This is a genomic window from Olsenella intestinalis (assembly GCF_023276655.1).
GTDB classification, from domain to species: Bacteria; Actinomycetota; Coriobacteriia; order Coriobacteriales; family Atopobiaceae; genus Olsenella_J; species Olsenella_J intestinalis.
Window position 1 is genome coordinate 47,721 of sequence record NZ_JALGRK010000002.1, and the last position, 18,972, is coordinate 66,692.

The following is an 18,972-nucleotide window of genomic DNA, read 5'->3' on the forward strand; positions in this document are numbered from 1 at the left end:
ACCATCGCCTTGCACGTGCGATAGCCGTGATTCTCATCGTCGTCGCGGGCGTCCTTGTCCCGTGTGTGGCCAGAGCCGCCGTCGTCCAGAGCTCGGGTGCCGCCGCGACGTTGAGCCCGCAGGCTGCGACCAAGAGCGTCACCTTCAAGAACGGATCCGCCACCTTCGCGACCATCACGCAGACCGAGGGTTCGGGCTGGAAGATGCCCACGACTGACCCCACCAAGTCCGGCTACTTCTTTGCCGGCTGGTACTCTGCGGAATCTGGCGGCGTTCGCATCAACGCGGGTGACGTCGTCGGTGCGAACCCGCCTGCGACCCTCTACGCGCAGTTTGGCAAGATCGAGCCCTTCTACGTCGTGGTCGAGGACACGGACGGAGATGGCGAGCGTGACCTCATGACGTTCACGGCCGACCCCGCGATGGCGACGGGGACCTCCAACCAGTCTGTGGGCACCATCACGGCGGACAACGTCCAGGACATCGACTACTACATCTGCAGCACGGGGGACAACTACTCGTGGGACAACGGAAACCTGTCGTCGCCGCCCTGGTGGAAGCAGAAGGGTTCCAAGACAAACGATGACACCAAGCCCATGATCAACAAGATCACGGTCGTCCGCTTCGACCAGAGCTTCAAGAACGTGCAGCCGGTCTCGATCGGCCTGTGGTTCGACCAGTTCAAGATGCTCACGACATTCGAGCACATGGAGTACATGAACACGACGTACACCAAGAACTTCTCGTTTGCGTTCTCGTTCCTCCCGGTCGTGACCAACATCGACCTCTCGCCGCTCGACATGAGCGGCGCCACCGACACGAGCCACATGTTCCGCGCCTCGCCCAAGCTCGCCTCCATTGACCTGAGCGGTGTCAACATGAGTGCCGCCACGACCGCGACCTGCATGTTCTATGGATGCACGTCGCTGAGCTCGCTCAATACGACGGGCATGACCATGCGTTCGTTGAGGGACGCCTCAAGCATGTTCTACGGCTGCTCCAGCCTTTCGTTCGTCGACCTCTCGAGCGTGCAGATGTCCACGATCACGAATGCCAACAGCATGTTCTACGGCTGCTCCAAGCTTAAGACCATCGTTGCGCCCAAGGGGGCCACGCTTGCCTCTGCCAACTGCACGAACGCCTTCTACAATACGAGCGCGCTCGTTGGCCTGGGCGTGGACGCCTCGGGCGTCCGCTCTACCACGACGTGGGCCGCCAAGCGTGATACGGGTGCGACCTATGCCAAGGTGCGCACCAAGTCTCAGGAAGGCTATCTCACGGCAGCGGACGAGAACAGTTCTCGCATGATCACCTACCACTACAACGCCGACGGTCTGGATCTCACGAGCACGGTGCGCTGCCTGCTCAAGGACATCGGCGGGTCCTATCCGACGATCTCCTCCGCCATCTGGCCCCGGACGGGCTATACGGTCACCAAATGGAACACGGCCGCTGACGGGTCGGGGCAGGACTATGCGCTGGGGGAGCGGCTCAAGGCTGACCTTCCCGGTAACATCGACCTCTATCAGCAGTGGTCGAAGAACTCCTATGACGTGAGCTATGACGGAAACGGTGGCACCACGACGGCCGCCTCCGCCCATGCGGGCTTTGGCGACTCGCTCACGATGCCCGACACCTCCACCACCTCGCGCCCGGGATACTCTCTGGCTGGATGGGCCCTCACTCCGACGGCGACCACGGCTGCCTGGACGCCGGGTCAGGTGGTGAGTGACATCTCGCTCATCGACGGCGACCAGGTCAAGCTCTATGCCGTGTGGAACGTCAACACCTATCGTGTCACGTTCGACGGCAACCAGGCTCATGGCGGCGCCGGCGCATGGTCTCGTCAGGTCAATCAGACCTATGGCGCAACCTATGTCATTCCGGGAGAGCAGCCCGCTGCCGATTCCACGCACTACTTCAGCGGCTGGTACACCGAGCCCGAGGGTGGCCAGCGCGTGAGCGAATCGACGGTCGTACGCGTCACGGAGGACACGACGCTCTATGCCCAGTATGGCGTGGCGCAGGACTTCTACTGCATCGTCGACGACTCCGACGGAGACGGCCACAAGGACCGCATGGTCTTCAGCGGCGACGCCTCCATGACGGCCGGACTGGTGAGCGACGCGCAGATTCGCAGTCGTGACGGAGCCGTCACCCAGGCGAACGTCCAAGAGGTCGACTACTACATCTGTCGATCGGATGCCCTGTACAGCTGGGACAATGGCAACATCACCTCGCCGCCATGGTGGAAGCAGGGTAGCAAGACGACTGACTACACCACTACCATGTGCAACGAGATTCGCACGGTGTCGTTCGACCCGAGCTTCAAGGATGTCACCCCACGCAGCATTGGGCTCTGGTTCAATCAGTTCTATGCTCTCACGGGCTTCGAGAACGTGGAGTATCTCAACTCATCACGAGCCGAGCGCTTCGACTTCGCATTCTCGCGCACGCCCTCCTTGACTACCGTCGACTTCTCGAACCTTGATACGTCTTCGGCCAGGGTCATGACGAGGGCCTTCTGGAACAGTGCGGCAACGAGCATCGACATCTCCGGCTGGAATCTCTCCAATGTCATCGACTTTTCCCTCATGTTCTTCAATTGTCCCAATCTGACCCATCTCAACACGAGTGGCGTCGTCGCCCCCAAGGCCGAGAACACGAGCGAGATGTTCGAGAGCTGCCCGAGGCTCACCTTCCTCGACCTCTCGGGCTTCAACCTCTCCGGCGTAAAGAACTCGAAGGCAATGTTCAATGGCTGCACGAAGCTCACCACGATCGTCTGCGCCGACGGCACGGACATGAGGGGGGCGACGAGTGCGGACAACACGTACAACAACTGCACGAGCCTCGTGGGCAAATGCTACAGTGCCTCGGGCGCCGTCGTGGGCCAGCGCGCCTATGACTCGAGCCAGCGTGGAAAGACCTACTCCAAGGCGTGCACGACCAAGAATGACGGATACCTCACACCGGCAACCAAGTACTGCTCCTACGAAATCACCTATCACATCAACGACGGCTCGGCGGTTGACACGAGCACTTCGACGTCATGCATGCTCAAGTCTGCCGTTGGAAGCTATGCAACGGTTGCGGGAGCGCTTTGGTCGCGCCTGGGCTATCACGCCACTGGCTGGAACACGGCCCCAGATGGCTCTGGCAGCGCACTCTCCTTCGACGAGTCGCTCACGGCTGGCAACGAGCCTGCTGCGAGCACGACCCTCGACCTGTATCTCATGTGGGAGCCCAACACCTACGACGTTCGTTTCGACGCAAACGGGGGGCGCGGCTCGGCAGACCCGCAGACGGGGATTGCCTATGCGGACGGCGTGGTGACCATGCCGGGGAATGCCTTCTCGCGCGATGGCTATGACCTTGCGGGTTGGGCCCTCACGCCTACGGCGACGGAGCCGACATGGCTGCCGGGGGAGAGCGCCGGCCAGCTGAGCTACGTGAGCGGAGACGAGCTTACCCTCTATGCCGTGTGGGCGGGTCCCAAGAGCTTCGACATCACATTCGACGCCAACGTCGAGCATGGCGGTGCCTCGATCACGCCCACCAGCGGCTTCACGACACTGTCGTCCACGCAGGTCATGCGTAGCGAGGCTTACGGCAGCAAGTACATCCTTCCCAGCGACCCCACTCCCGCTTCCGACTATTACTTCGCGGGATGGTATACCAAGCCCGTGGACGGCATTCGCGTTTCCGACACGACCCTGAATTCGAGCGCCGGACCCGTGACCCTCTACGCCCAGTACGGGCGGGCCCAGGACTACTACGTCATCCTGAGCGAGCCGGACGCGGATGGCTGGTGCACGCACATGACCTTCACGGCCGACGCCTCAAAGCTTGCGGGCCTCACAAGCGACCGCGACATCATCGCGCGGGACGGCTACGTGAGCGACCAGGCGACGACCGTCGGCGGCGTCAGCGTCCGGAACAACGGGCAGGAGGTCGACTACTTCATCAGCAACACCTCGCGCATCGACTCTTGGGACAACGGCAACTCAACCTCCGCTCCCTGGTGGAAGCAGGCCGGGAGCGGATCGGGAAACGACAAGCTTTTCGATACCAGAACCATCATCGGCAGAGTCAAGAAGATCACCTTCGACCCAACTTTCAAGGACGTTCAGCCGCGCAGCATCGCACTGTGGTTCAACCAGTTCCAACAGCTCACGACGTTCGAGAACATGCCCTACCTGAACACCTCCTACACGCAGAGCTTCGACTTTGCCTTCGGCACCCTGGCTGCCATGAATTCGCTCGACCTCACGTCGCTCGACATGAGCTCTGCCACGACGGCCGAGTGCATGTTCCGCAGCAACCCGACGCTCACTTCCATCAACCTCTCGGGCGTCAACATGAGCTCGGTACGCAACATGTATCGCATGTTCGAGGCCAACACCAATCTCACCTCGCTAAACCTCACCGGCGTGGTGGCCAGTTCGGTCGAGAACGCTGGGCTCATGTTCGTGGGTACCTCAAAGCTCAAAACGATCGACCTCTCGGGCTTTGACCTCTCGACAATCACTGATGCCAGGGGAATGTTCGGTGGCTGCTCGCAGCTGCGCACGATTCTCTGTTCCGACACCTCGTCCCAGATTCCTGCCTCGGCGTGCGCCAACTCAATCGCATACGGCTCCAGTAGCTACTATGCGTTTACGGGCTGCTCCAACCTCACGGGCACCTACTACAGCCCATCAACGCAGGTCACCTCGACCTTTGCCTCGCATGCCGGCGAGGCGGGCAATGCCCAGGTCAACGGAACCTATGCGAAGGCAAGGACCCTCAGCCGCGAGGGCTACCTGAGTCCGCTCACGCGCTACAACTCCTACGACTTCGTCTACCATCTCAACTCGGAGGATGGCGACGCCACCTCTGTTGTGAGCTCGCCGCTCAAGGCGATGACGGGGTCGTATGCCACGATCTCGGCGCCGCTCTGGAACAACCCTGGTTACAAGGCGCTGTCCTGGAACACCAAGCCAGACGGGTCGGGCACGACCTATGAGTTCGGACAGGCCCTCACCGCCTCGAACGAGCCGGCCGGAAGCTCCTCGACCGACCTCTACCTGCAGTGGAAGCCCAACACCTACGTCCTCACGCTCAACAACAATGGGGGAGCAGGCTCGGTCAACTCGAAGGAGTACGGCTACAACAACTCCGAGTCGCATGAGTTCAAGACCGAGATCAAGCTTCCGACGTGGAGCAGGAACGGCATCTATCGTGACGGCTACACGCTGCTGGGCTGGTCGCTCTCGGACACCAAGACGGAGCCGGATCCCGGCTTCGAGGCGGGTGCCACCGTAAGCCGGCTCACCCGCGTCGACGGGGACGAGGTCACGCTCTACGCCGTGTGGCGTATCAACGCCTATGAGCTCGACGTCGACCTCAACGGCGCCGACGGCGCCTGGACCGCTCCTGCGGGATTCGTCCCAGGTGCGACGGCTGGAACCTACGCGCGCACGGACGTCGACTTTGGGTCGACCGTGACGCTTCCCGATCCCACCCGCGAGGGCTACGAGTTCGCGGGGTGGGAGGTGACGGACGCCCAGGGCACTGCCGTCGCCACGACGGTGGCGGACGGTTCGGGCTCCTCGACGGTCACGATGGGCTCGGGCAACGCGAGCGTGAAGGCGACCTGGCGCGTGGCCGCCCCGCAGGCGGCTGAGCTCACCTACAGCTCCCACCAGCAGACGGTCATCCCCGCCGCGCCTGGCTACACCCTCGGTGCGCCCGCTCCCACGGGATCGACGTCGTCCACGGCAGGCTATGGCGTCGATGCCACCGGTGCGGCCTACGTGACCGACGCCGGCACCTATGCCGTCGTCGCCACGCTCTCGGACGCCGCGCGCTCCACGGGTGCCATGTGGGCCGACGGCACCACCTCCGACCGCGTCATAGAGTTCGAGGTCCGTCGACTCTCCATCGACGACGTCGACATCAGCGTGGATGGCGCCACCTTCACGGGCTTCGAGCAGCGCCCCCACCCCTCGGTCACCTATACCGATGCCGAGAGCCAGCTCTACGTGCTGCGCGAGGGAACCGACTACTCGCTGACGTGGCGCGACAACGTCCATGCGGGGACGGCCACGGTCTGCGTCACGGCCATCCCGAGCGGAAACTTCACCTATGCCAACACCACGGGCTCCCAGGAGGCCACCTTCCAGATCGCGCCTCGCTCGCTCGCGAGCCCGGGAGAGGGCGCAAGCGTCGTCTTCCAGGCCATTCCCGACCAGACCTACAGTGGTTCGGCGGCCGAGCCCGCCCCCTCGCTCTCGCTTGTCACCGAGGCCGGGACCTACGAGATACCGCGGGCGTCCTACACCGCCTCGTGGGCAAACAACGTCGAGGTCACGCGCGACGCGTCCGGCCAGGTGGTCGCCGCCGCGAGCGTTACCGCGACCGCGGCGGACGGCGATCTTCTCGGCGCCGCCTCGAGCGCCTTCAAGATCGTTCCCATGAGCATCGCTGACGCGCTCGTGGAGCTTGACCACGCCGATAAGAGCTACGATTTCGAGGGCCAGCCCCTTTCGCTGGGCTCGGGCGTCAATGTGGCCCGCGTCCAGCTCGACGTCGGCGGCTCGCCGCGCGTGCTGGAGCAGGGCCGTGACTGGAACGCCTCGCTCGACGAGGTCACGGCGACGGGCAACTACGACGTCGTCGTCACGGGCGTGGGCAACTACGAGGGGACGGCCCGCTCGACGATCGCGGTCGTCGCCAAGGCCTATGACGTCGACTTCGACGCGAACGGCGGCAGCTTCGGCGGCGCCTCCTCGACCTCCGTCACCCAGGCCTTCGGCCAGGCGTGGGCGCTTCCCGCCACCGCGCCCGAGCTCGCGGGCTTCACCTTCGCCGGCTACTACGACGCCAACGGCGCCACGCCCTCGGATCCCTATGGCGAGGCCGAGGGCGCCCCGTGGGGCAACGTGGTCGACGCCACCACCGTCGTCGGTCGACTCTCGGAGGGCGCCAGGCTCTTCGCCCGTTGGACGCGCAACTCCTATGCGGCCACCTTCGAGGCCGACCACGGCGCGACCATCGACGGCGGCACGGCTGCCCCCGGCGGTCGAGCGAGCGTCGCCTTCGAGGGTTCCGTGCCTGCCGGCGTCACCGTCGATACCGGGGCCTACACCTTCCTTGGCTGGGCGTATCGCATGACGTGCGCCGACGGCTCCGTGTCCACGGGCATGGCGGCCGACTACGCCTCCGTGAGCGTGACCGGCGACGTCACCTTCACCGCGCGCCTGGTCGAGACCGTGTTCGTGTCCGCGACGGCAACCGACGGCCTCGTGGGCGTCGGTGCCGAGGCCAAGGCAGACGCACCCTCGTCCTCGGCCGAGAGGCTCTCGAGCGTGAGCGGGCAGCGCATCGCCTTCGCCCCCATCGACGACTGCTACGAGCTCGTCTCGGTCACGGCGACCGACCTCGCGGCGCCCGGCGAGTCCGCCCACACCGCGACGCTGTCGCGCGTTGCCTCGAGCTTCGAGCTCGGAGGCGCGACCTATGCCTACACGTGGACCCCGAGCGCCTCCGACGCCAACGCGGGCACGATCGTCCTCGGGACGCCCGGCGTCTCCGACATGTCGCTCTCCCTGTCCTTCACGTACGCGCCCAAGCGCACGACCTTCAAGGTCAAGGCATACGTCCAGAGCGTGGCCGGCGGCACCGACCTCTCCAGCTACGTGGAGGACCCCAGCCTCGGCTACGAGAGCGGCGAGGTCGACGCGGGCTCCACCATCTCCGTCGTTCCTCCTGTCGCCGAGGGCCTTGCGTTCGTCTCGTCGTTCGTGGAGTCGCCGGCGTACGCGAACACGTCCACGGCCCGCGCGGACGGCACGACCATCGTCGACCTCTACTACGACCGCGTGCCCTGCTCGTGGACGGCGCGCTTCGTCGACGCGAGCGGCAACTCCGTGGCCGACCCCGCGGGTGGCACGGCGCCCTTTGGCGCCACGCTCGGCCTGGCGAGCGGCTCGCCCGACGTCGTGGTGACGCCTCCCGACGTCGCGGGCTACGCGAGCACGACTGCCACGAACGTCACGCTCTCGACCGGCGCCAACGAGCTTCTGGTGACCTACGCTGCCGGCGCGTTCCCCATGACGGTCGACCCCAACGGCGGCACCTGGTCGCAGACGGGCTTTGCCCCCGCCGGCGACGGGACCTACGCGAGCGCCACCGACGTCACCTTCCGCGAGTCCGTGACCCTCAGCCGTCCCGAGCGCGCGGGCTACACCTTCGCGGGCTGGCGCCTCGAGGGCACGGGAGCCTCCGTCGCCGGAGACGTGGTGGTGCAGGGGAGCGCCGCCTCGCGGGCCGTCGCGACCTGGGTCGTGGCGACCCCCACCGCGACCTCGCGCACCTACAACGAGTCCGCGCAGGTCGTCGTCGCGTCCGCCCCTGGCATCGACCTTGCCATCGCTCCCGTGACGGGCTCGGCCGACGGCGCCTCGACGGATGCCTCCCGCGGCGCCCTCGCGACCCATGCGGGCACCTACGACGTCACGGCCTCCCTGTCGGCCTCCGACCATGACGTCACGTGGGAGGACGGCTCGGTGGCCGAGAAGATCGTGCGCGCCACCGTCGAGCGTGCATCCAACTCCTGGGCGACCCCGCCCTCGTGCGCCTCTGTGAGCTTCGGCACCGCGCCCGCTCCCCAGGCCACGCCCGCGCTGCCCTCCTCGGGCGCCAGCGTCAGCTTCGCCTACGCACCGCTCACGGGCGACGACTGGTCCGACGCCGCGCCGACGGAGGTGGGCACCTATCGCGTCCGCGCCACGCTCGAGGGCACCGACGACTACGCGGGCCTCGAGGGCACGGCGACCTTCGCCGTCACGCAGCTCGTGCTCACCGCAGACAACGTCCAGCCCATCGCCGAGCAGGGCTTCACGGGCCAGCCCGTCACGCCGCCGGTCGTCGTGACGAATGCCGGCGCGACGCTGGCGCTCGGCTCCGACTACGAGGTCAGCTTCGCGGACAACGTCAACGTCGGCGTCGCGCGGGCCATCGTGAGGGGCAAGGGCAGCTATGCCGGCGAGGTGTCCGTCGACTTCGAGATCGGCCGCGCCAAGATCGCGCGACCCGAGGCGCGCACGCTCGTCTACAACGGCGCCGAGCAGGTTGGCGTCGCCGCCTCCACGGGCTTCGACCTCGCGCTCACCGCGGCCCCCGACGGCGCCACGGGATGCGGCGTGTACTGGCTCGACGGCTCCGAGATCGGTTCCGCCTACGCGACCACGGCCGGCACCTACCAGGTCACGGCCACGCTCGACGACAACCACGAGTGGGACGACGGCTCGCGCGATCCCGTCGTCGTCACCTTCCGCGTCGCGCCCTTCGACATCTCGGGCGGCAGCCTCGCCGAGGTCGCCCCATTGAGCTTCACGGGAGAAGAGCAGCGTCCCGCTCCCGCCCTTCTCGTCGACTACACGGGCGACCTCGTTTTCGACCAGGTCAACGAGGGCCGCGACTACGACCTGACCTGGAGCGACAACGTCAACGCCGGGCAGGCGAGCGTGACCGCGACGGGCACGGGCAACTTCACGGGCCAGGTGTCGCGCGCGTTCACGATCAGCGCGGTCCCCGTGACCCTGAGCATCTCCGGCTCTACCACGGGCAAGACCTACGACGGCACGGCCTCGACCGACCCCGCGTTCACGGTCTCCGTCGCCGCGCCGACGGATGAGGTCGCCGCGGCCGCGACGGCCGCGCTTGCCCCGATGGCCACTCGCATGGACGTCACAGGCTCTTCTCCGTCATCGTCCCAGGACGCCGGCACCTATGTGATCCGCCCGACCTACACGCCCGATGACAACTACGACGTGACCGTCATCGACGGCGCGATGACCATCGCGCGCCGCCGCCTCGCCGTCGCGGTGACCGACGCCACCAAGACCTACGGCGACGCGACGCCCCAGATCACGGGCACGGTCACCGGCACCTATGCGCCCGGCCAGTCCGCGACGAGCATCGGACTGACCTATGCGTGCGACACGCCCGCGGATGCCGATGCGGGCACCTACGGGCGCACCCTCACGGCGTCCTGCACAGACGCGAACTACGAGCTCGACGTCACGCCCGGCACGCTCACGGTTAACCCGCGCGCCCTTTCGGACTCCGCCGTGACGGCGACGCTCACCGACGGGACGTGGGACGCCTCCGCCAATGCCTATGCCTACACCTTCACGGGTGCCGACATCGTCCCCTCGCCGCACCTGGCGCTCGCCGCCTCCGCGGTCACGCGCGACCTGGGCGAGGGTGACATGTCCGACTACACGGCGACGCTGCTCGGCTCCGGCTCCGCGGCCGTCGACGCCATTCGCGCCGCCGGTTCCTACACGTTGCGCCTCCAGGGCCAGGGCAGCTTCAGCGGCACCCGCGACCTGCGAATCGTCGTGCGCAACGCGACCGCGACGGCGACCTTCGACGCCAACGGCGGCAGCTTCGCCGGAGGGTCCGCTACGGCAACGCTTGCCCAGGAGTACTCCGCCGCCTGGTCGCTGCCCGCATCTCCCGACCGCACCTACACCAAGGGCGACCAGGAGTTCCGCTACACGTTCGCCGGCTGGTGGACCAGAAACGGCGCCGCCGACGGCGACTGGGGCGAGCGCGTCGAGGCCGGCGCCACCTGCCCGCTCACGGCCGACGCCACGCTCTACGCCAAGTGGGAGACGAGCGAGGCCAAGGTCGGCTACACGGTGCGCCACTTCGTACAGGGGCTCTCCGACGCGCCGGGCTACCCGACGGAGCCGACCTACGTCGACGAGATGCAGGGCATTCCCGGAGACGAGATCGACGTCGTGGCGCGTGACGCCGAGGGCCACGCCCTCGCGACGACGGCAACCACCTACGCCGACTCCGCCCATGGGGCCCAGGCGGCGGCTCTTCTCGTCGCAGAGGACGGCTCCTCCGTCGTGAGCCTCTACTACGACCTGGTCTCGCTCGACGTGCGCTGGGTCGTGGACGGCGCGCAGTTCGCGCAGACCAGCGAGCTCTGGGGGGCCACGGCCACGGCGCCTGCGGGCACGCCCGAGCGCGCCGGCGGGCTTGACTACTCCTACTCCTTCGCCGGCTGGCTCGACGAGTCGGGCAACGCTTTCGACAACCAGGAGCTGCCGGTGCGCTCCGACATCACCTACTTCGCGAGCTTCACCGGCCAGGCCGCCTCCTACGACGTGACGCTCGACGCCAACGGCGGCCGCCTCGCGGACGGACAGCAGCAGCCCGCAACGGTGGCCTTCGGCGAGTCGCTCGAGCTCCTCGAGCCCGTCAACGAGCACGGCTGGACGTTCGCCGGCTGGGTCGCCCGTGCCGTCGATGAGTCCGCCCTGGGCGACCCAGGCGAGGTCGTCGCCACGCGCGGCGCCACCTCCTACGTCGGCGGCACGACCGCGACGCGCCTCTGCGCGAGCTGGCGCGTGAGCGTTCCGACCGCAACCTCCCTCACCTTCGACGGCACCTCGCAGACGGCCGTCGCCGCGGGCGCCGGCTACACGCTGGGCACGCCCACCCCGCGCGCGGGAACCACCGCCAAGTCCGATGGCGTCCAGCTCGACGGAGGCGGAAACGCGCTCGTCAGGCATGCGGGCACCTACGACGTCAGCTGCTCGCTCGGCTCCGCGTCGCTTCCCGACGTCGACGCCACGCTGCTTGCCTGGGAGGACGGCTCCACGTCCGCCGCGAGCGTCCCGGTCAGCGTCGCGCGCGCCGCCAACGCCATCGAGTCCGTGGGGACCGACCCCGCCTCGCCCATCTTTGGCGATCCCTACCAGGGCGTCGCCACCGCCACGTGGTCGGACGGCGCTCCCGAGGTCACGTGGGGCGCGACCGCGACGGGCACGTTCGGGTCCCAGCGACCCACGGCCGCGGGCACCTACTACGTGCGCGCCCAGGTCCCCGTCGGCGACGACTGGGAGGCCGCCGAGGCAACGGTCCCGTTCACCATCCAGCCCGCGACCATCGCGCTGGCCACGGTGTCGTCTGCGCCCGCCACCTACAACGGCTTCGCGCAGCCGCCGGCCGTGACGGTGTCGATCGGCTCGGCCACGACCCTCGTGGCCGGCCGCGACTACGAGATCTCCTACTTCGCCGACGCGGCCCTCACGCAGCCGCTCGCATCCGACGAGCTGGTCGCCGCGGGCACCTACTACGTGCGCGCGGACGGCCTGGGCAACTACGCCCCCGCCGAGGGCGCAGATGCCTCCTTCGCCGTCGGCACCTACGCCATCGCACCGGCCCCACTCCAGCTCGTGGTCGCTGACGGAGGCGTCGCCACGCGCCCCTACGACGGCACGACCGACGTCACGTCCCAGGTCGAGAAGAGCGCGCTCTCGCTCTCCGGCGCTGTTGCGGGCGAGCGCCCGACCCTCGACGCCGCGGTGCTTGCGGCGACGCTCGATGCCCCTGGCGTCGGCGACCGCACGGCCACCGTCACGGGCGTCGCGCTCGCGGCGGGCAACCCCGCCAACGCCAACTACCGTATCGCGGCAGGGGAGGGCGGAGCCCAGGCCACGGCATCGTGCAAGGTGGACCCGCGCGAGCTTTCGGTCTCCGGCCTCGCCGCGACCCCGCGCGCCTACGACGGCACGACCGTCGTTGAGGTGACGGGCACGCCCGTGCTCTCCGGCGAAGTGGCCGGCGAGACGGTGGGCCTTGCCGACGCTCCGCTCTCGGGCACGCTCGACTCGGCTGGCTCCGGCGACCGCACGGCGACCGTCTCGGGCCTCGCCCTCGACCCCGCCGCGCCCGCAAACGCCAACTACGCGCTCCCCACCGTCACGCTCCCGGTGGCGATCTCGCGCCGCCCGGTCTCCGTCGAAGGCGTGTCGGTCGAGAGCAAGACCTACGACGGCACGACCTCAGCCACGGCCTCCGTCTCCGGCGTGACCTTCCCGGGTTCGGTCGCCGGCGACGAGCTTGCCCTCGACGGATCCAAGCTGTCTGCCGCCTTCGTCTCGCCTGGCGCCGGCGACGCCGTGGCCGCGACGGTCACGGGACTCGCTCTCGACGCCGCCCTTCCCTCGAGCGCCAACTACGAGCTCACGGCCGCGACCGCGTCCACGGCCGCCGCCATCGCCCCCGCCGAGCTCGTCGTGCGCCCGCACGCCTCGAGCGCCCCCTACGGCTCCGAGCCCGCCTGCGAGGGCTACGACCTCGAGGGCTTCGTGGCGGGCGAGGACCGCGCGAGCGCGGGCGTGTCCGGCGAGCCCACGTTCTCCTTCACGTGCAACGCGGGCAGCGACGCGGGCGACTACGTCGTGAGCGCCCAGGTCGACGGCCTCTCCGCGCCCAACTACCGCTTCACGGGCGCCCAGGCCGAGTTCCGCGTGGTGCCCGCGGACATCACCTGGGACCCGCCGGTCGGCGTGAGCCCCGCGCGGCCCGTCTACGGCGACGTCTACACGGCGGTGGGGACGCCCTCCTTCGGAGAGGCGACGTTCGTCTTCTCGTCGACCCCCACCTTCTCGCCCACGAGCACGAGCACCACGCCCCCGACCACGGTCGGCACCTACTACGTGCGCGGCACCGTCGCGGGCAGCGCGAACTGGAACGCGGGGCAACAGGTCGCCTCCTTCACGATCGCGCCGGCCACCTTCGACGAGGCCACGGTGGCCGTCGAGCCCCTGACCTACACGGGGGAGGCGCTCCAGCCCCAGGTGAGCGTTCGCATCGGCACGCAGCCGCCGCTTTCGGCCGACACTGACTACACGCTCACCTTCTTCGCCGACGCGGCCGGCGCCCAGAAGATCGACCCCGCGACCGACGTCGTTGACGCCGGCACCTACTACGTGCAGGCCACCGGTCGCGGCAACTATGACGGCACGGCGACGGCCATTCAGCCGTTCACGGTTGACCAGGCCGACTCCATGGCTGTGGGCCTCGCCGGCTACGCGGGGACCTACGACGGCGCCGCCCACGCGCTCTCGGCCGACGTCACCGGCGTCGACGCCCGCAGCTCCGCCCTCACCGTGGTCGAGTACCAGGTGGGCGAGGGCGCATGGTCCACGGACGCCCCGTCCTTCACCGCGACGACCGACGGTGACGTCGCCGTCCGCGCCCGCGCCACAAACCCCAACTACAAGACGCACACCTCCGCCGACGCGACCGTGCGCATCGATCGTGCCGCCGTCACGGTTACCGCCGATGGCAAGTCAAAGGTCTTCGGCCAGGAGGACCCTGACCTCACGGCCACGGTGACCGGGCTCGTCGGTGCCGACTCCGTCGACTACGAGCTGACGCGCGACGTCGGCGAGGACGTGGGCACCTACGTCATCCATGCCACCGGCGAGAGGCTCCAGGGCAGCTACGAGGTCACGCTTGCGGACGGTACGTTGACCATCGACTCCGCCGTGGCGCGCATCCCGTCCGCCCTCGTGGGCCTCGTCTTCGACGGCACCTCCCAGCTCGGCGTCGACTTCGACGACGCGCTCTGCGTCGCCGAGGGCGAGCGCGCGACCGACGCCGGCGAGCACGTGGCCACCGTCCGGCTCCTCGATCCCGGTAACATCGTCTGGGAGGACCTCACGATCGACCCGGCCGACGCGATCGAGGTCGCCTACGCCGTCGCCCCGGCCGACATCGCGCAGGCGACCATCGCGCCCATCGCCGACCAGGTGGAGACCGGCGAGCCTCTCGAGCCCGCCCTCGACGTCACGGCCCTGGGCCGCACCCTCGTCGCCGGCGTCGACTACGAGGCCGCCTACGAGTCCAACGTGGGCGTAGGCACGGCGACGGTCACGATCTCCGGCACCGGCAACTGGACGGGCACGGCGCAGGCCACCTTCAAGGTCGTGCCCGACAGGCCTGACGCCATCCCGATGTTCCGCCTCTACAACCCCTACTCGGGCGAGCACTTCTACACCGCCTCGCCCGGCGAGCGCGAGTTCCTGAGCCGCGTCGGCTGGAACTACGAGGGCGTCGGCTGGTGGGCGCCCATCGAGGGCGGAGAGCCCGTCTACCGCCTCTACAACCCCTACGGCGGCGACCACCACTACACGCCGTCGCCCGGCGAGCGCGACGCGCTCGTGGCGGCGGGCTGGAACTACGAGGGCGTGGGCTGGCGCTCCGCCGGCGACGTGCCGGTGCTCCGCCAGTACAACCCCTACGCCGCGTCGGGCACCCACAACTTCACGACCTCCGAGGCCGAGAACGACATGCTCGTGAGGAACGGCTGGAACTTCGAGGGCGTGGGCTGGATGGCCGTCATGGCCGGTTAGGCGACGAGCTTCCGGGGCGCCCTGCCAGGTCCAACCGCTGCAGCGAAAAAGGGGGAGGGAACCGAAGGTGGTTCCCTCCCCTTGGTCGTTTCATGGGCGCGTGCCTGCGACGGGCGCGCTCTTCTCGGCCGCGTCAGGCGAGCGTGGTGACGGTGGCGCCCTCGGCGCTGGCAGAGAGCACGCGGACCCAGAGGCCGTCGACGCGGTTCTCGACCATGTTGGCGACGGCGTCGGCCACGCGCTGGGCGCGCTCGTCGCCGTCGGCGATCGCGAGCATCGTGGAGCCGGAGCCGGAGATGACGAAGGCGGCGGCGCCGGCCGCGAGCGCGGTGCGGCGCAGGGGCTCCCAGTCGGCGATCAGGCGGGAGCGGTAGGGCTCGTGCAGGCGGTCCTGGCAGGCGGCCGTAAGCAGGTCGCAGTCGCCGGTCTCGAGGGCGCGCACGGTCGCGACGCAGCGGCCGATCTGCCAGACGGCCGTTGAGGTGGGCACGGTCTCGGGCATGACGCGGCGCGCGTCGGCGGTGCGGACCTCGTAGGGAGGCGCGATCGCGACGAAGCGCACGCTGTCGGCCACGTCGAAGCGCAGCGGGTGCGTGTCGCCCTCGTCGACGAAGGAGCTCACGAGGCCGCCGAGAAGGGCCGGCGCCACGTTGTCGGGGTGGCCCTCCAGGGCGCAGGCGACGTCGAGCGCGCTGCTCGCGTCGAGCCCGCCTGCGTGCAGGACCTGGGCCGCGGCGACGCCGGCGACCACGCAGGCGGAGCTCGAGCCGAGGCCTCCCGAGAGCGGGATGGGGGAGTCGATCGTGATGTGCAGGGGCTGCGGGCGCGCGTAGAGGCGCCTGCAGCACTCGAGGTAGCTGGTCCAGACGAGGTTGTCGTGGCCGCGGAACTGCTCGGGGCATCCGTCGATCGAGAGCTCGTCGGCGACCTCGAAGGTGAAGGTGGCCGCGAGGTCGAGCGCGATGCCCAGGCAGTCGAAGCCGACTCCCACGTTTGCGGAGGTCGCGGGGACGCTCACCGCGAAGCGCGTGGGGGCGCTCATGCGAAGGCCCTCGCGCAGGCGGCCTCGACGGCGGCGGTCATCTCTGCCTGGTCGCAGACGGCCTCGTGCAGGACGGCGGCGTCGCGCAGCCCGGAGAGCTGTGCGGGCGCGGTGACGCCGGTCAGCTCCTGGAGGGCGTCCATGCAGGCGAAGCCGCCCATTCCGGAGGTGTCGCGGCCCAGCGCGGCGAGCACGTCGGCCGAGAACTTGTAGGGGTTGGCCGTCGAGAGGCACACGCGGGCGCGGCCCTCGCGCGGCGCGCGGTCGAGCACGCACTTGGCCACGGCCGTGTGCGGGTCGATGAGCACGCCGTCGCGCTCCCACGCCGAGCGGATCGTGGCGCGCGTCTCGTCGTCGGTCGCGAAGCCTCCGTCGAAGGTCTCGCGCAGGCGGTCGAGAAGAGCCGCATCAAGCGTGTAGAGACCCTTCTCGGAGAGGTCGGCCATGAGGCTCGCGACGCGCTTGCAGTCGCCGTCGGTGAGGTAGTAGAGCATGCGCTCGAGGTTGGAGGAGACGAGGATGTCCATCGAGGGGGAGATCGTCTTCTTGAACTCGCGGCGGCGGTCGTAGGTGCCGGTCTCGAGGAAGTCGGTCAGGACCTTGTTGGTGTTGGAGGCCACGATGAGCCTGCCGACGGGCAGGCCGAGCCTCTTGGCGTAGTAGCCGGCGAGGACGTCGCCGAAGTTGCCCGTGGGGACGCAGAAGTCGACCTCGTCGCCCGCGCTGACGGCGCCGGAGCGCACGAGCTGGGCGTAGGCGTCGACGTAGTAGGTCACCTGGGGCACGAGGCGGCCGACGTTGATGGAGTTTGCGCTGGAGAGGACGCAGCTCTTCTCGGCAAGGCGCCCTCGGAGCGCCTCGTCGGCGAAGATGCGCTTGACCTGGGTCTGCGCGTCGTCGAAGGTGCCGCGGATCGCGACGACGCTGACGTTCTCGCCCTGCTGGGTGGCCATCTGGAGGCGCTGGATGTCGGAGACCTTGCCCTCGGGGTAGAAGACGCAGATGCCGCAGCCCTCGACGCCGGCGAACCCGGCGAGGGCGGCCTTGCCGGTGTCGCCGGAGGTCGCGGTCACGATCATGACGTCGCGGCCGTCGCCGACGCGGGCGCGCGACATGAGGTGCGGCAGCATCTGGAGGGCGACGTCCTTGAAGGCGCAGGTCGGGCCGTGGTAGAGCTCGAGCAGCCAGTCGTCGCCGATGGGGGTCACGGGCGTGATGGCGGGCGTGTCGAAGTTGTCGGCGTAGGCGCCGGCGACGCAGGAGGCCACCTCGTCGTCGGAGAAGTCGCCGAGCAGGGTGGACAGGACCTGTCGGGCCGTCTCGTGGTAGGTCTGGGACGACACCCGGGCAAGGTCGAGGCTCTTCTCGCCGAGCTGGTCCGAGACGAAGAGCCCGCCGTCGGGCGCGATGCCGGCCAGAATTGCTTGCTTGCTTGTTACGGTTTGGTCATTGCCACGCGTACTGTGATAGAACGTTTTCACGAGCGCTCCTTGCCTCGGTGGTTGGGCCATCGGTTGGATATCATTCTAGCTTGGAAGCCTTTGGCCCACCGCTTATGACACAGAGTAGAAAGATTGGTACCAGATGAAGATTGCCATCCTTGGGTACGGCACCGTCGGGCGCGGCGTCGACAAGATCATCGCCGAGCACGTCGACGACGTCGAGGTCGCGCGCATCCTCGAGCTGCCCGACCGCCTCACGGACGACAGGATGACCTCGGACTATCGCGAGATCGTCGGCGACGGGGAGATCGACCTCGTGGTCGAGTGCATGGGCGGACTCGAGCCCGCGCACACGTTCATCATCGAGGCGCTCGCCGCGGGCAAGAGCGTCGTCACCTCCAACAAGGCCGTGGTGGCGGCCCACTTCGACGAGTTCGCCCGCCAGGCGCGCGTCTCCGGCGCCGGCCTGCTCATCGAGGCGTCCGTCGGCGGCGGCATCCCCTGGATCGCGTCGATCGAGAAGGTCCGCCGCATCGACGAGGTCTCGAGCTTCTCGGGCATCATGAACGGCACCACCAACTACATCGTCGACTCGATGGAGCGCCATGGCGCCGACTTCGACGAGGTGCTCGCCGACGCGCAGCGCCTCGGCTACGCCGAGAGGGACCCGTCGGCCGACATCGACGGCATCGACGTCAAGAACAAGACCATCATCTCCGCGAGCGTCGCCTTCGACGTCGCCTGCACGCACGACCTGCCCGTCATGGGCATCCGCACGCTCGCCAAGGGCGACCTCGACCAGCTGCGCTCGATGGGCCGAGGCCTCAGGTTGCTCGGCCGCGGCGTGCAGCAGGATGGCCGCTACGCCGTCTCCGTCGAGCCGGTGGCGCTGCCGCTTGCGTCGCTCGAGGCCAACGTGCCGTCGAACTTCAACCTCATCTCGCTCGAGGGCACCACGATCGGTCCCCTCAAGTTCTACGGCCAGGGCGCGGGCATGCTGCCGACGGGCAACGCCATCGTGCAGGACGTCATCGACTTCGCGCACGGCCGCGTGCCGCACTACGACTTCTCGGCGGGCCACGCATACGACCCGACGCTTCTCACGAGCGACTACCTGATTCGCAGCACCGAGCTGCCCGCCGCTGCCGAGCCCGTCTGCGAGGGGTACGGCATGCTCTTCTCGCTCACCAGCGAGGCCGCGCGCAAGGTGCTCGACGCGGCCCTCGAGACCGATCCCACCAGTTTCATGTGCGCCGTTCCGCAGGAGGTCTAGCAG

4 protein-coding genes are annotated in these 18,972 nt (G+C 68.5%); 2 read left to right on the forward strand and 2 right to left on the reverse strand.

Translation table 11 applies throughout. From position 1 onward, the window contains the following. Positions 1–65: 65 nt before the first annotated feature. Positions 66–15,212, forward strand: coding sequence for an InlB B-repeat-containing protein (locus M5D76_RS05450; RefSeq protein ID WP_248922390.1), 15,147 nt, complete (start codon positions 66–68; stop codon positions 15,210–15,212). Between the two features lie 133 nt (positions 15,213–15,345). On the opposite strand, the gene thrB is transcribed toward M5D76_RS05450, so the two are convergent. Together thrB and thrC are read right to left on the reverse strand one after the other, a co-directional pair. Further along, complete coding sequence (gene thrB / locus M5D76_RS05455) at positions 15,346–16,254, reverse strand: homoserine kinase (RefSeq protein WP_248922391.1); 909 nt, start codon at positions 16,252–16,254, stop codon at positions 15,346–15,348. Then, the gene (gene thrC, locus M5D76_RS05460; RefSeq protein ID WP_248922392.1) at positions 16,251–17,735 is read right to left on the reverse strand and encodes a threonine synthase; all 1,485 of its coding nucleotides are present in this window, start codon (positions 17,733–17,735) and stop codon (positions 16,251–16,253) included. The genes thrB and thrC overlap by 4 nt, the downstream gene beginning before the upstream one ends. 103 nt (positions 17,736–17,838) lie before the next feature. Between thrC and M5D76_RS05465 the strand changes: the two genes are divergently transcribed. Next, positions 17,839–18,969 (forward strand): homoserine dehydrogenase, encoded by a 1,131-nt coding sequence (locus tag M5D76_RS05465; protein ID WP_248922393.1) that lies wholly within the window; start codon positions 17,839–17,841, stop codon positions 18,967–18,969. Positions 18,970–18,972: the final 3 nt, after the last annotated feature.

Excerpts from the sequence above, each read along its gene's own strand:
- thrB (WP_248922391.1), bottom strand. The coding sequence starts at position 16,254 with ATGAGCGCCCCCACGCGCTTCGCGGTGAGCGTCCCCGCGACCTCCGCA.
- M5D76_RS05465 (WP_248922393.1), top strand. The coding sequence starts at position 17,839 with ATGAAGATTGCCATCCTTGGGTACGGCACCGTCGGGCGCGGCGTCGAC.